Source organism: Paractinoplanes brasiliensis (assembly GCF_004362215.1).
Lineage (GTDB): Bacteria > Actinomycetota > Actinomycetes > Mycobacteriales > Micromonosporaceae > Actinoplanes > Actinoplanes brasiliensis.
The window spans coordinates 876,702-890,366 of the sequence record NZ_SNWR01000001.1; the positions used below are offsets into that span (position 1 = coordinate 876,702).

A 13,665-nucleotide genomic window follows, 5' to 3' on the forward strand; every position below is an offset into this window, starting at 1 on the left:
GCTACCCGAACAGTCCGCGCGCCCAGCCGTAGAGGCCGAGCACCTGGGCCAGCACCGGCAGCACGGCCAGCGCGGTGACGATGTCGAAGAAGGTGGCGGTGTACTCCCAGAACGGGAGCATGCGGCGCGGCCACGGGCGCATCGCCGCCATCACCAGCGGCACCAGCAGCACGATCAGGCCTATCAGCAGCAGCGCGGGCCCGCCGTTCGAGGCCGTGGCGGCCCACCGGTCGAGGACCATCAGGCTGCCCGCTACGCCGGCCACCACCAGGGCCAGCCGTTGCCACAGACCGAGGAAAGTGCGCGCCCGTAGCAGCAGCGCCGTCGCGACGGCGGCGACCAGCGTCCAGCCCGACCAGTCAGGCGTCCGCAGGACGAAGAAGAACAGGAACGGAAGCAGCACGGCCGACGCGCCCAGCACTGCCACCAGATAGGTGTCGGCATCGTCGGTGCGGGACCGCAACTGGTCCGAGTTCTCGGGCTCGATGTCGTACTGCATCTCCGCGCCGGTCTTGGGCAGCTGCGGCCCCCGGAGCCCGGAGACCTTGACCGCAACCCGCGGCGCCAGCACGATGACCGCCAGCAAGGCGGCCGCGCCGACCGCGGCGGCCCGAGGCCCGGACACGGCCAGGCCCAGGTGGCTGCCGACCACGGCCGTCACGGCCAGGGCCAGCACGCCCAGCAGGAGCAGGGGCAGCAGCGGCAGATGACGCGCGACGGTGCGCTGCCCGACGACGAGGACGGTGACCACCAGGATCACCGCCACCGCGCCCGTCAGCACCTGGTAGGCCGTTCCGCGTACGGGGGTGATCGCGGCCACCACGGCGAACAACGCCGACCCGCCCGCGAAGAGCAGTCCGTACGCGCCGTCGTCGAGCTTGCGCCCGGCGACCACGGCCGCGGCGAGCAGGGCTACGGCGAGCGCGCAAGCCGGCCCGGCCTGGGCGATCGCCGGTCGGAGTTCGAGGACGACTCGGACGATCGCCGCCATCGCCACCAGGGACAACACCAGGAACAGGACCCGCCGGTACTCAGGCTGCCACCGGTCGGTGCGGCGGTTGATCACCGTCGCCACCCCGTCGGCCACGTCGTCGAAGTCCAGCTCGGGCAACGGGTCCTCGGCCCGGCGCAGGTGCAGTTCCTCGCCGTCGAGCCAGTCCAGCGTCTCGGGCGTGCCGCCGAGCTCGAAGGGCGCCTGACCCAGCCGCTGCAGCACCCAGCCACTGCCGGCCGCCATGTCGTCGGGGCTCGTGGTCACGACGTGGCCGGCCAGGACCGGCAGCAGTGACGCCACCGACGAGGTCACAGGCACGGCCAGGTCGGCTCGGCGCTCCGGTCCCACGACGGTGATGCGGCACTTGCCGGCGTGCACGACGGCACTCATTCTCGTGTTCCTCTCATCGGCCTGCGTCCGCGGACGCGTATCCCGTCTGCATCAGGCGCACACCACGGCGGGTCACCAGCTGGGCTCGCCCGGGCGGCAGGCGGCGCGGGGCGGCCTCGCCGAGGAACTTGCCCTCCTCCTTGGGATAGGAGAACAACGTCGCGGGCGTGCCGAGCTCCCACATCCGGCGGATGACGGAGTCCATCATGGCCCTGGCCGCGCCGGACGTGCTGCGGGCCAGGATCAGGTGGAATCCCACGTAGACACCCTGCGCCAGCAGCGGCAGCAGCGGTTCCAACGTCGACCCCATCCCGCTGCTGCGGGTCAGCAGGTCGTAGTCGTCGACCACGACGAACAGCTCCGGCCCCTCCCACCAGTCGCGGCGGCGCATCCGCTCGGACGAGATGTCCGCCCCCGGCAGCCGGCGGTTCAACGACACCGCGGCCTGACCGGCCAGCTCATGCAGCTTGTCCCCAGTGAAGGTCGCACCGACCTGGTAATCCTGGCCGATCGCGGTGTCCAGGTCGCGCCGGGAGTCGCCCAGCACGACCTTGGCCTGCTCGGGCGTGTACCGCTGCTGGATCCCCCGGAGCACCGCCCTCAGCATGGTGGTCTTGCCGGTCTCGTTGTCGCCGAACACCAGCAGGTGCGGGGTAACCATGAAGTCGTGCCAGACCGGGGCCAGGCGCTGCTCGTCCAGGCCGAGGCACAACCGCAGGTCGGGCTGCGGGTCCGGCAGCTCGGTCACGGGCAGCAGGGGTGGCAGCAGCCGCACCGGCGGCGCCGGCGGACCGGTCCAGAACGTGGCGACCTCCTCGGCCACCGCCTTGGTCGCCTCGGCGAGGTCGTCGACCGTGGCGAAGCCGTCGATCCGGGGCAGCGCGCTGAGGAAGTGCGACCCGTCGGCGGTCAGACCGCGGCCGGGCTGGTTGGGCACCGTGGCCGCCTTGCGCGAGCCGTACTCCGAGTCCATCGAGTCGCCCAGCCGCAGCTCCAGCTTGGTGCCGAGCAGGTCGCGCAGCCACGTGCGCATCTCCGACCAGCGGGTGGCGGTCACGACCAGGTGCACGCCGAACGACAGGCCGCGCGAGGCGATCTCCTGCACGCGGCTTTCAAGGTCGGCGAAGTCCTGCTTCAGGGTGTACCAGCCGTCGACCACGAGAAAGACGTGTCCGTGCCGGTCCTCGATCTCACCACGGGCCCGGGCGGCCAGGTAGGTGGTCATCGAGTCGATGCCGCGCGCCGAGAACTCGGCCTCACGGGCCTCCATGATCTGGCTGATCTCCTCCAGCGTGCGCACCACCCGGTCGCGTTCGAGCCGGGTGGCGACCGAGCCGACGTGCGGCAAGCCGGCGATCGAAGCCAGACCGCCACCACCGAAGTCGAGGCCGTAGAACTGCACCTCGGCCGGCGTGTTGGAAAGCGCGAGGGCCAGCACCAGCGAACGCACGAGGGTCGACTTGCCACTCTGCGGCGCGCCGGCCACGCCGACGTGACCGTCCGCGGCTGACAGATCCACCATCAGCAGCTCACGCAACTGGTCCTGCGGCTTGTCGACCACGCCGACCGGAACCCGCAGCCGGCCCCGCATCGCGGGGTCCTCGACCGACATACCACGCAGCGGATCGGGCACGACGCTGGGAAGCAGGGTGTCCAGGGTCGGGGCGACCGACAGGGGGGCCAGCCAGACCTGACGCGCGGGCGGCCCGGCGCCGGCCAGCCGGTCGAGCAGCACCTCGACCAGGCTCGGGGTCCCGGTGTCGGCCGGCTTCTCGTCGGCCGGCGCCACCTCGGCCGCGGCCACCGGCTCGACCGGTTCCGGCAACGGCAGGTGCCGGGTCGTGAAGGGGACCACGTCGGTCGCCACCACGTCGACGTCCTCGGCGGCCGGGGCGCTCGCACCGCGACCGGCGTAAGGCCCGGAGACGTACGCACCCTTGAACCGGACCAGGTTGGTGGTGTCCACCTTCAGATAGCCGTTGCCCGGCTCGGAGGGGAGCTCGTAGGCGGCGCCGACCCCGATGACGGCCCGCGACTCCATCGACGAGAAGGTGCGCAGGGCCAACCGGTACGACAGGTGGCCCTCGACGCGGTTGATCCGGCCCTCGTCGAGGCGCTGCGAGGCCAGCAGCAAATGAACGCCGAGCGAGCGGCCCAACCGTCCGATGGAGACGAACAGGTCCATGAACTCGGCCTTGCTCGACAGCAGCTCGGAGAACTCGTCCACGACGATGAGCAGCACCGGGAAGGGGACCAACGGGGCACCCGCGCCGCGGGCCTTCTCGTAGTCGAACAGCGACGCGTATCCGGCCGCCCGCAGCAGTTCCTGGCGCCGGGTCATCTCGCCGTTGAGCGCGTCCTGCATGCGGTCAACCAGGGGCAGCTCGTCGGCCAGGTTGGTGATGACGGCTGAGGTGTGCGGCAACCGGTCCATGCCCAGGAACGTGGCGCCGCCCTTGAAGTCGACCAGCACCAGGTTGAGGATGTCCGAGGAGTGGGTTGCGGCCAGCGCAACGACGAGCGTACGCAGCAATTCGCTCTTGCCCGAACCTGTGGCCCCGATCAGCAGGCCGTGGGGGCCCATGCCGCCTTGGGCCGACTCCTTCAGGTCGAGCTCGATCACCTCACCGTCCTCGGTCACCCCGATCGGCACCTGCAGGCGGTTGCGCTGAGGATGCCGGGACCGCCACAGGCCGGCCACGTCGAAGGTGTAGGCGTCGCGGATGCCGAGCAGCGTGGCCAGATCGAAATCGCTCTCGAGCGGCTCGTCGACGATGTCGAGGGTGCCGCTGGTCCGTTTGGGCGCAATGATCCGGGCCAGCGCGTCGGCCTGGGCCTCGGACAGGGCGTCGCGCACCGCCGTGCCGGTGGCATCGCCGGCTGGATAGCGCACGTCGGCGCCGTCGACCGTGAGCCGGAGCACCCGGGGACCGCCCGGCATGGCGCCAGTGATGTCGAGCAGCACGACGTTGCGGATGCCCGAGCCGAGCAGCCGGGAGCTGTCCGGCACGTCGGCCAGGTGGGCCACGATCACCAGGAACGGCTCGGTCGAGCTGGGCCGCGCGGTCCGGTCGTGGTCGCCGCGGTCGGCCAGCTCGGGCCCGAGCAGGTCGAGCAGGGCGTCATGGTCGCCGGCGAAGAGCCGGACCGGGCCGGCCGAGTCGACGTCCGCAGGGTGGGCGTTGTGCGGCAGCCACTTGACCCACTCCCAGGGTCCTCGATGGACCTCGGGGGCCAGGACCGCCACGCGCAGCTCGTCCGGCGCGTGGAGGGTAACCAACTGAGCCACCATGGCCCGGGCCAGCTCGACGGCCGACCCGGCCTCGCCCTCGAACTCGATGCTGGTGAAGCTGCGCAGGTTGACCGAGATCGGGATGCCGGACACCGCCCGGTAGGCCTCGGCGAACCGGCGCAGCGCGATCGAGGACAGCGGTTCGAGGTCCTCGACGGGCTTGGTCTCGGGCGGCACGAAGGTCCGCATGGCGTTCTGCCGGCCCAGACCGATCCGGACACGGGCGAAGTCGTCATGGGTGGGACGGCGTTCCCACAGCCGGCTGGTCATCGCGACCGACCACAACCAGTCCGGCTGCGGGTTGTCCCACAGCACGTGACGTCGCTGCTCGTCGGCCGCCGCGCGGGCCTGCTTGCGCAGCTGCGCGATGTAGCGCAAAAAGTCCCGGCGCTCGCCGAGCATTTTGCGTTTGCGCTCGGCGGCGCCCCGCCCGATCTGCACGACGCCCATCAGCACCATGCCGCCGGCCATCGCGCCGGCCATCACATACATGATGGGCGAGCGGCTGTAGAGCCCGAACATCGCCATCATGCCGCCCATGCCGAGGCCCATCGGCACGGTCATCGCGAACGAGCGGAAGTCGAGCGGCGCTTCCTCGGCCATCACCGGCGGCTCCTGCAGACCGACCTCGCCCGAGGGCGCCGGCGGAGCAGAGGCGCGCGGCGGCCGTTTGACGGTGACCGTGCTCATCCCAGGGTCCCCGAGTACTGCGGACCGTGACCCCAGGCGCCGTTGTCCTGCCTGAGCAGGCCGACCGCGTACCGGTCCTTGCGGAACCGCTCCAGCTCGGCGTCGTCGTCCTCGTCGTCCTTCTTGACGTCCGGCTTCTTCTCGGCGTCCTCGTGGGCCCGCTCCTCGTCCCAGAGACGCTTGCGCTCGCGCATCTCCTCGAAGACCTCGTCCACGGTTCGGTCCGGGCCGCCGCAGCAGAGCCGTTCGGGCTCGTCCACGACGGCCGGGCGCGCGGCGGACCGCCGCCAGACCGGCCGCGGAGCCGGTCCGCCGGTGTTCAGCCCCGTCATCGCTCAGCTCCTGTTCGTCGGTTCCTCGTGCGGCAGCGGGTCCTCGCCCAGCAGCCAGCTTCCGTCGGTGTCGTCCCACGCCGCGAGGTCCTCCTCGACCTGCTCGAGGTCGAGGAGGGGCACCAGGTCGTCGGGCGGGCTCGCCGCGGCTTCCTCGGTCCAGGCGCCAGTCGCTTCGACGAGCAACTCCGCGGCGTCAGGGCGAACGGGCTCCGGTTCTTCCGCCACCTCGTCGGCCGGGACGAGTGGTACGGGAACCGCCGGATCGGCGGCCACCCGCATCCCCTCGGCCGACTCGGCGCGCACCGGTTCGGCCGCGACGTCCGTCACCGGCTCCACCGCAACGACCGGTACCGCTTCAGCCGCGACAACCGGTGCTGCATCCGCTGTACCAACCGGCACCTCATCAGCCGCCGCGACCGGCGACTCTTCCGCCGTGACGTCGAGCACAGGTTCGGCCGGTTCCGCCGGGCCGGCCTTGCCGTCACGCGACGGGCCGTCGCCTCCCTTGTCGGGGATGGCGGGGCGGTCACCCGCGCCCGCCGGCCCCGGCGGCGGACCACCAAAAACGGCGAAAAGGGGCGACTGGGGTACGGAGATGTCCTCGGCGAACGCCGATCCGGGCCCCCACTCGACGCCGTCGGCCGTGACCAGACCGGCCGCCTCGGGACGCTTTGCCTCGCTCGTCGCTCCGCCCGGCGAACCGGGTACGCCACTGCTCGGCGGCCCGGCCATCACCGGGCCCGCCCCGACCGGGACCTCCGGCGCGACCGCGGCGGGACCCGCCGTCCGGCCGGCGGCCGTGCCCCCGGTCGGCACGTCCGGGCCGTCCACCTCGTCGAACTGCCAGTCCTCGGCGTCGCCTTCGACCAGCCCGGCCGCGTCCGGCCGGTCCGGCACCCCGCTGCCGCTGCCACCCTGCGGCCCGGAGGCCGGGGCTCCCGGAGCCATCGGCCCGCTGCCGGCGCCCGTACCCGCAGTCGAGGCAGGCGAACCGGCCGTCGTGAGGGTGCGGCCGACCGGCAGGCCGGTGCCGCCACCCGTCGATGGGCCGACGCTGCTGGGCGTTTGCAGGCCGACGCCGCCGGGCGGGGTGAACCCGCCGACCTCCGGCGGCTCCAGTACCGGGCCGCCGCCCGGCGACCACGCCGCGTCGTCGCCTTCGAGCAGGCCACTGGCGTCCGGGCGATCGGGTACGCCGGAGCCACCACCGCTGCCGCCGGGTGCTCCCGGCGGTACTCCGGGCGGCATGGCGCCGGCGCCACCCGGGTTGAGACCACCCTGGCCGCCGGGAAGATTGGGGGCACCGGGCAGATTCGGGACGTTGACCCCCGGGCCGGCCGCGCCCGCGCCGAGCCCGGCCGGCAGCGCCGACGGGCGGGGCAGCGGAGCCGGAACGCCACCCGGACGGTCGGAACCGGCCGGCGGGTTGATCCCGCCGCCGGCCCCGCCTGGGTTGCGGGCGTCCAGCGACGGCGGAGCGACCGGTGGCCGAGGCCCGTTGCCCAGTCCCCCGGTGTTGCCGCCATCAAGACTGCCACCGGGACGAACCGGCGGAGGCGCGGCCGGCGGCCGGGGGTTGCCCGGGTTCACCGGAGCGGCCGGCGGCTGGGCGTTGTTCAGATTCAACGGAGCGGGCGGTGGAACACTGACCGGGTTCGGCCCGCCGGCGCCACCCGAGCCACCGAGGTCGCTCGGCCCGAGCGGTGACGGCACGTTGCCGGAACCGCCTGAGCCGCCGAGGTTGGGCGGTGGAACCGGCGAGGCTACGCTCCCCAGATCCCCGGTGTTCCGGCCCGTCGCGTTGTCGAAGTTCGGCGGACCCGCCGGGGGCGGCACTTCACCCGGACCGCCCACGCCCCCACCCGCACCCCCGCCGCCGCCAGGCAGGCCCGACGGAGGCGGCGCGCCCGGGGCCGGCAGGCCGCCGGGCGGAGGCGCCCCAGGCGGGGGTGGCTGCGCACCGGGCGGCGGAACGTTGGAGCCCGGGCTCAGGTCGGCCGGCGGTGTGAACGAGTCGACCCGCACCTGCTGGTAGACGCCGGCCAGCCGGTCGATCTCGGCCGCCATCGCCTGGGCCATCGGCTTCTCGTACAGACTTCCGGTGATCGCCACCAGGCCGCCTTCCCCGACCGGGCTGCCGGAGGCACGCGCCAGCGAGGCATATTCGTGTTCCCAGTGGCTGACGGCGTACTGGGTATAGGCAAGCATCTGCCCGGCGTTGGCCAGCTGGTTCGGAACGTGGTAGGTGTTCCCGGTGGCCGAGTTGCCGACGATGCGCTCGGCGTACGCCCGGATGTAGCGGGCTGAACTGTCCACCTTCTCGAGGAACGCATCCGCGGCCGACCCCTGCCAGGCTCGGCCCTCACCGGCGATCGCCTCGGCCTGCAACCGCAGCATGGACTCGACCCAGATCAAAGACGCGTGCACCTTCAGGAATGTCATACCCGCCTCGAGCAACGAGTTAGGGTCAACCCGGCCGGCCGCTTCCAGCCGCGCTGCTTCGTTGGACAGCGCGGCGCCGCCCAGCACAGCAGCACGCAGGAGCCGCCAGCCACCGGTCTGGCTGGCCCACCCCTCGTAGTCCTTCAGGTTGTCCGTGGGGACACTCCTGGGCGCGAAGGTGGCCGACTTGTCGGCGTCGTCCGTCCAACTTGCTCGTTCTTTCTCATCAGCCGCGTCCGGCATGACCTAACCTCGGGGAAGAAGCGAAACGGGAACAGGAAATGAGCGGTCGGATCAGCGATCGGCTATGGAGTCGCTCTTCACATCGGCCTCGGTGACGGCACCCCACGCGCCATCCGAGTCGACGGTCAAGCTCTTGAATTTGTCCGCGGTCAGGGCATTCAATTCTTCGGTGTCCTCGAAGTCCTTGGCGATCTTTCCGAGATCCATAGCGAAGTCAAAAAGGAATGCCTGAATTTTGTTCAGCACCGTTGCCGTTTCGCCGGCCAACCCGCTGAGGCCGTTGTCGCCGACAAAGACCTCGCGAGTGAGAGTGCCCACGGCGAAGGCGCCCGGCCGCGGGTTGACGTTGACCAGATCATCCCTGGCCTCCATCAGAAAGCCCGACCCGCCGGCCGGAGCGAGCTGCCGCAGAAACTCCACAAAATGATTGAGCGCGGCCGTGCTGACCGCCATTGTTCCGGCACCGGCGGCATCACCGTTGAAGGTCTTGAACTCGGGCGGGTTGATGTGCAGCTGCGGCGGGGCGGCATAGTCTTTGTTCTCGACGAAGGTGTCGGGAGACTTCACCCCCTCCGCGTTGTGGTCGGCTACGTTCCTGGCCCAGGAATCGCCGGAGGTCTCTTTTCGATACCACTTCCAGGCCGCATATTCCTCCGGGGTGTAATCGTTCTGATCGATTCTGTCGAAAGCGAGGTTTCCGCCGCTCCTGAGGTTGTCGTTCTCCATCTTGTTAAGAACTGCCTGAAGCCAGCCCTCGGGGTGACCCTGCGCCGGCGCGTAATCATCGAGCAGGCCGATGGAATCGGCCGCGGCAACGCTCGGAGGCGGGTTAGCAACACTCATGAATTGAATCCCGTCATACAGAGATGGATGGTGACCGGCCAGCAGTACCGTCGTCGATCAGTGCGCCGGAAAATTCCGACCGCCGGGCCGCCCGGCAGATTCCAGGCGGCCCAGAAGCGTCTTCGTCAATGGCTCACTGCCATTTACCAGCGGCCCGCTGATTGCTGACGTTGTAGTTCTCGATGACGTTGGTCAGGGTCGACCGCGCCTGCTCCAGAATCTGATTCATCTGCACCGCAGCCTGGTCCCAGCGCTGCTTGGCCGCATCGTAGGCGGCCCGGGCATCGTCGCTCTCCCACATCGCCAGGGCATTCATGATCTTGGGATCGAGGGCGGCGAGATCGTTGGAGATCTGCCGATTGGCCGCCGCGACCTGGTCGACGACACTGTTCGCGGCGGGGAAGTTGACCTTGAAATCAGACATGAGAATTTCCTTCCTGTACCGAGGTTGTCTCAGATTCCCGGAATGCCCTGCGGCACGGCGCTGCCGAAGCTGCTCACGGCGTCCAAGGCCGAGTCACCGCCCTCGGTGTAGTCCCTCTTGGAGGCGAGCATGCTGTCCCGCATCACGTCCAGCTCGCGCATCACCCCGGTGAACAGCTGCTCCCACTGCGCCATGGCATTCTGGAACTTCATCGCCGCCTCGCCCGTCCACGAGACACCCAATTCCGCGATGGCGCTGTTGACCGTCGAGTTGATGGCCCGGAAACCACCGTTCGTCGACTCGAACTCGTCGGCCGCCCGTTGCATGCCTTCGGTCGCGGTGGCCAGATTCTGCGTTGCCACTGTTCCATCCCTTCAAACGGTACGAATGTGCGCCGAATCGCCGCCGGTCGGCGATTGCAGCGCTAGTTTGTTTGGTCCCGGCATTCCCGCCAACGCCGGATGCCGGTCCTGCACGAGCGTCCCGCCGGATTGCACGACGAGTCGGCCCGATCGGATCGGAGGCCGTGCGACCGTGACGAACAAGCCGCACAACCATGACGTTCGGTGAACCGCCGGGCCCACGTTCGTGGTCGGACCCATGCACGCCCGGACGGAACCGGGTCGCGCCGCGACGGCTGCAGGTTGTCCACAGCGGCGGACATCGCCATCGCCGTCACCGTCCCTCCCCCGCCGTCCGACGTCCTTCCTTCCCTACCGACGCAATGGCAACGGTCGAGTTCAAACCGTGAACTTGTTGCTTGCCGGCCCGTCGTCCGGGGTGTGGTGGTAGGTCGGCGCGCCCCCGAGCGACGGCCGGGCCACCACCGGGCGGTCCCGGTCGTCGATCGGGACCGCCCGGCTCGATCAGGGTCGGTATGCAGGCGGCCGGGCCGGAGCCGCCCGCACGAGCACGCCGCCGCGGACAACCGCTCGAACGTCGAGCAACGCGGCCGGATCAGCGAGCGGATCACCGCCAACGACCAGCAGATCAGCGTCCAGCCCGCGGCGGACCGACCCCTTATGACCGGCCAGTCCGCACGCCTCCGCCGCGCGGGCCGTGAGGGCGGTCAGAGCCTCCGCCGGAGTGAACCCGAGCTGACCGACCAGCTGACCGGCCGCGTACGGCAGAACGCCGTGAGGTTTGAACGGCGCGATGCCGGCGTCGCTACCCACCACAAAGCGAGCGCCCCGCCTAGCGAGCTCGCCGTTGAGTTCGTACCAGTGCTCGACCATGGCCCGGTCCGCTGCCGGCACCTGAGCCCACAGGTCGGGGCGCAGGCCGAGGGAGGCGCTGACCATGACGCCACTCCCCGCCACCTCGTCGAGCAAGTCGTCCGGCGGTTCCGAGCCGTCCGGCGTCATGAAGGTCACGTGCTCGATGCTGAAGACCCCGGCCCGGACGGCGTCGGCTATCGCGGCAACCCCGTGAGTGTGCGCGGCGACCTTCAGACCGAGCCGCCGCGCCTCCTCGACGACGACCTCGAGCTCGGCCCGGGTGAACTGCGACCGGGCCGGATCCGAGCCGGGCGTCATGTTACCGCCGCTCGCCATGACCTTGACGACGTCACAGCCGCGCGCCGCTCGTTCGCGGACCGCCGCCCTCAGCCCCTCGACCCCGGTCACCGCGCCCCCCAGGAAGTGACAGTGCCCGCCCGGGGTGGTGATCGGCGGCCCGCAGGCCACGATGTGGGGTCCGGCTGCCATGTCCGACCGGGTCTGCTCGGCCAGCCGAGCCGCCAGGAAGCCCCGGTCGCCCAGGTCCCGCACACTCGTGACGCCGGCGTCCAGGTGGGCCGCGGCCGCCTCGCGCATCCGCGCCAGAGCCTCGTCGTCGTCCCGGGCAGCGAGGGCGGCCACGGGATCCGCGCTGCCGTCGAACACCAGATGGACGTGGGCGTCGATCAGGCCGGGCAGCAACCACGAGCCGGGGCCGAAATCGTGGACGGGAAGGTCGCCGGTCACCACCGTGTCAGCCACCTCCGTGATGATCCCGTAGCGCGCGACGACCGAGACGGCGCCGTGGCGGCCCGTGCGGCCGTCGAAGAGCCCACCGGCGCGGAGGACGATCCCCTCGTCCTCGTCCTCGGCCATCGGCGATCGGCTCATCCGGCGACCGCCAGCGCCTGGACCCCACGGTGGGACAGGCTCCGGATCCAGCGCGGTTTCTCGGTGACCAGGGTGAGCCGGGGCCGGCGGTGCAGCAGAGCGCTGATCGCGGTCCGGGTCTCCAGGCGGGCCAGGTGGGCGCCGAGGCACATGTGCAGGCCGTGGCCGAGACCGAGGTGCCGGTTGTCCGTACGCCGGATATCGAGGCGGCCCGGATTCTCGAACACCGCCGGGTCGTGGTTCGCGGCGTGGGTCAGGCCGAAAGCCAGCTGCCCGGGCGGGATCCGGCCTCCGCTGAACTCGATCGGCTCGGTCGCGATCCGGCCGATGCCGCCACCCGATCCGTCGTACCGCAGGAACTCCTCGACCGCCGAATCGATCAGCGCCGGATCGTCGCGCAGCAACGCGAGCTGATCCGGATGCCGCAGCAACGCGAGCAGACCCGTACCGATCAGGTTGGCACTGGTCTCGTGTCCGGCGACCAGCAGCATGGCGCACGTCGAGACGATCTCCTGATCGGTCATCGCCTGGTCGCCGGCACCCGCCTGGATGAGGTGGGTCAGCAGGTCGTCCGCGGGACGGCGACGGCGCTCCTGGATCAGCCCGCGGAAGAACGCCTCCAGGCCAACGACGCCGTCGTGGGCCGCGACGACGTTACCGTCGGGGTCTCCGGTCCAGGTCAGCGGCTTGATCGCCGCGTCCGCCAGAGCCTTGAACGACCCGATGTCGGAATCCGGAATACCGATCATGCGGGCGATGAGCCGGAGGGTGACCGGGACGCCGAACTCGTTGACGACGTCGAAGGCGTCGTGGTCGGCCAGATCGTCCAGAGTCTCGTCGACAATCTCGTTCAGGCCCGGGGCCAGACGGGCCACTGCCGCCGGCGAGAAGGCCTTCATCAGCAGGCGACGCAGCCGGGTGTGCTGGGGCGGGTCGAGAAAGACCAGCCAGTCGAAGAAGAACCGCCGGACAACCGCGACCTGACCGGCCAGCTGCGGCGAAACCCCGGTGAAGAACGCCTCGACCCGGTTCACCGAGGTGCCCGGATGGCGAGCCAGCGCCATCACATCGGCGTGGCGGGTGACGTACCACAGGCCCTTGGTCTCGTCGAAGAAGACCGGATCGTGCACGCGCATCCGGTCGTAGGTCGGATACGGATCGCTGAAGTAGTCGTCGGAATTCAGGTCGTACTTCGATTCCACCGGCATGCGTGGTTCCCACTTTCTGAGCACTCAGGTTCTACCGCCTAGGACGCGAGTGACGGCCGACGGTTCACCACAGTGGACACAAATGCCGATCGATCTTTCCGGGCTCACGTGATGTGACTGTGTTCACCTGCGATGTTCCGGTGCTGTGGACACTCGTGAAGAGCTGCTGCACGACCGTTCCTTCGCTGGTTTCGACCCTTCCAGGCCGGGCCGTTCCGACATTCACTTGGCGGTTCAAGGAACAGGGAAGGGAGGCGCGGGATGGATCTCAGCGCGCGCGTGGAAGGGCTGTTCGCCGAATTCGAGCGTCAGCGCAGCAATTTGAACGACGCCCAGGAAAAGATGCGGGAGGTCTCGGAGACAGCGACCTCACCACGGCGTGAAGTCGCTGTCACGGTCGGGCAGAACGGGGTGCTGACCGGTGTCCAGTTCCCGACCAGCGCGTTCCGCCGGATGACCCCCGGCGAGCTGAGCACCGTGCTGATGACCACCTACGCCGAGGCCAAGGACAAAGCCTTGACCCGCTCGGCGCAGATCCTGCAACCGTTGATGCCCGAAGGCGCCGACGCGGCCACGCTGATGCGCGGGGCCACCGCCGCGGACACCTACATGCCCGACCCGGCGTCACTACCGGCCGAACTGCGCGACATGTTCGGGATCACACCACCCCCACGCTGACCGGACACACCCCAGCAC

10 protein-coding genes are annotated in these 13,665 nt (G+C 70.3%); 1 reads left to right on the forward strand and 9 read right to left on the reverse strand.

Annotated features, from left to right (window positions below; all coding sequences use genetic code 11):
* Position 1: 1 nt before the first annotated feature.
* From eccD to C8E87_RS03605, 9 genes are all read right to left on the reverse strand, one after another.
* On the reverse strand, positions 2-1,384 hold the full coding sequence (eccD, locus tag C8E87_RS03565) for a type VII secretion integral membrane protein EccD (RefSeq protein ID WP_133871755.1): 1,383 nt from the start codon (positions 1,382-1,384) through the stop codon (positions 2-4).
* Positions 1,385-1,397: 13 nt separating this feature from the next.
* Entirely contained in the window at positions 1,398-5,366 is a 3,969-nt protein-coding gene (gene eccCa, locus C8E87_RS03570; RefSeq protein ID WP_133871756.1) for a type VII secretion protein EccCa, read from the reverse strand.
* The gene (locus C8E87_RS03575; protein ID WP_133871757.1) at positions 5,363-5,698 is read right to left on the reverse strand and encodes a hypothetical protein; all 336 of its coding nucleotides are present in this window, start codon (positions 5,696-5,698) and stop codon (positions 5,363-5,365) included. The genes eccCa and C8E87_RS03575 overlap by 4 nt, the downstream gene beginning before the upstream one ends.
* Positions 5,699-5,701: 3 nt before the next feature.
* On the reverse strand, positions 5,702-8,386 hold the full coding sequence (locus C8E87_RS03580) for a hypothetical protein (protein ID WP_133871758.1): 2,685 nt from the start codon (positions 8,384-8,386) through the stop codon (positions 5,702-5,704).
* 51 nt (positions 8,387-8,437) lie between these two features.
* A complete protein-coding gene (locus C8E87_RS03585) occupies positions 8,438-9,229 on the reverse strand; it encodes a hypothetical protein (protein WP_133871759.1) in 792 nt (263 codons plus the stop codon).
* Positions 9,230-9,362: 133 nt separating this feature from the next.
* Positions 9,363-9,653: a WXG100 family type VII secretion target gene (locus tag C8E87_RS03590; protein ID WP_133871760.1), complete on the reverse strand. Its 291-nt coding sequence runs from the start codon at positions 9,651-9,653 to the stop codon at positions 9,363-9,365.
* A gap of 29 nt (positions 9,654-9,682) precedes the next feature.
* A complete protein-coding gene (locus tag C8E87_RS03595; protein ID WP_133871761.1) occupies positions 9,683-10,015 on the reverse strand; it encodes a WXG100 family type VII secretion target in 333 nt (110 codons plus the stop codon).
* A 504-nt stretch (positions 10,016-10,519) separates the two neighbouring features.
* Positions 10,520-11,761: an amidohydrolase family protein gene (locus tag C8E87_RS03600; protein WP_133871762.1), complete on the reverse strand. Its 1,242-nt coding sequence runs from the start codon at positions 11,759-11,761 to the stop codon at positions 10,520-10,522.
* Positions 11,758-12,969 carry a cytochrome P450 gene (locus tag C8E87_RS03605; RefSeq protein ID WP_133871763.1) on the reverse strand — a complete coding sequence of 404 codons (1,212 nt, stop codon included), beginning with the start codon at positions 12,967-12,969 and terminating at the stop codon, positions 11,758-11,760. The genes C8E87_RS03600 and C8E87_RS03605 overlap by 4 nt, the downstream gene beginning before the upstream one ends.
* 261 nt (positions 12,970-13,230) lie before the next feature.
* Between C8E87_RS03605 and C8E87_RS03610 the strand changes: the two genes are divergently transcribed.
* Entirely contained in the window at positions 13,231-13,647 is a 417-nt protein-coding gene (locus tag C8E87_RS03610) for a YbaB/EbfC family nucleoid-associated protein (RefSeq protein ID WP_133871764.1), read from the forward strand.
* Positions 13,648-13,665: the final 18 nt, after the last annotated feature.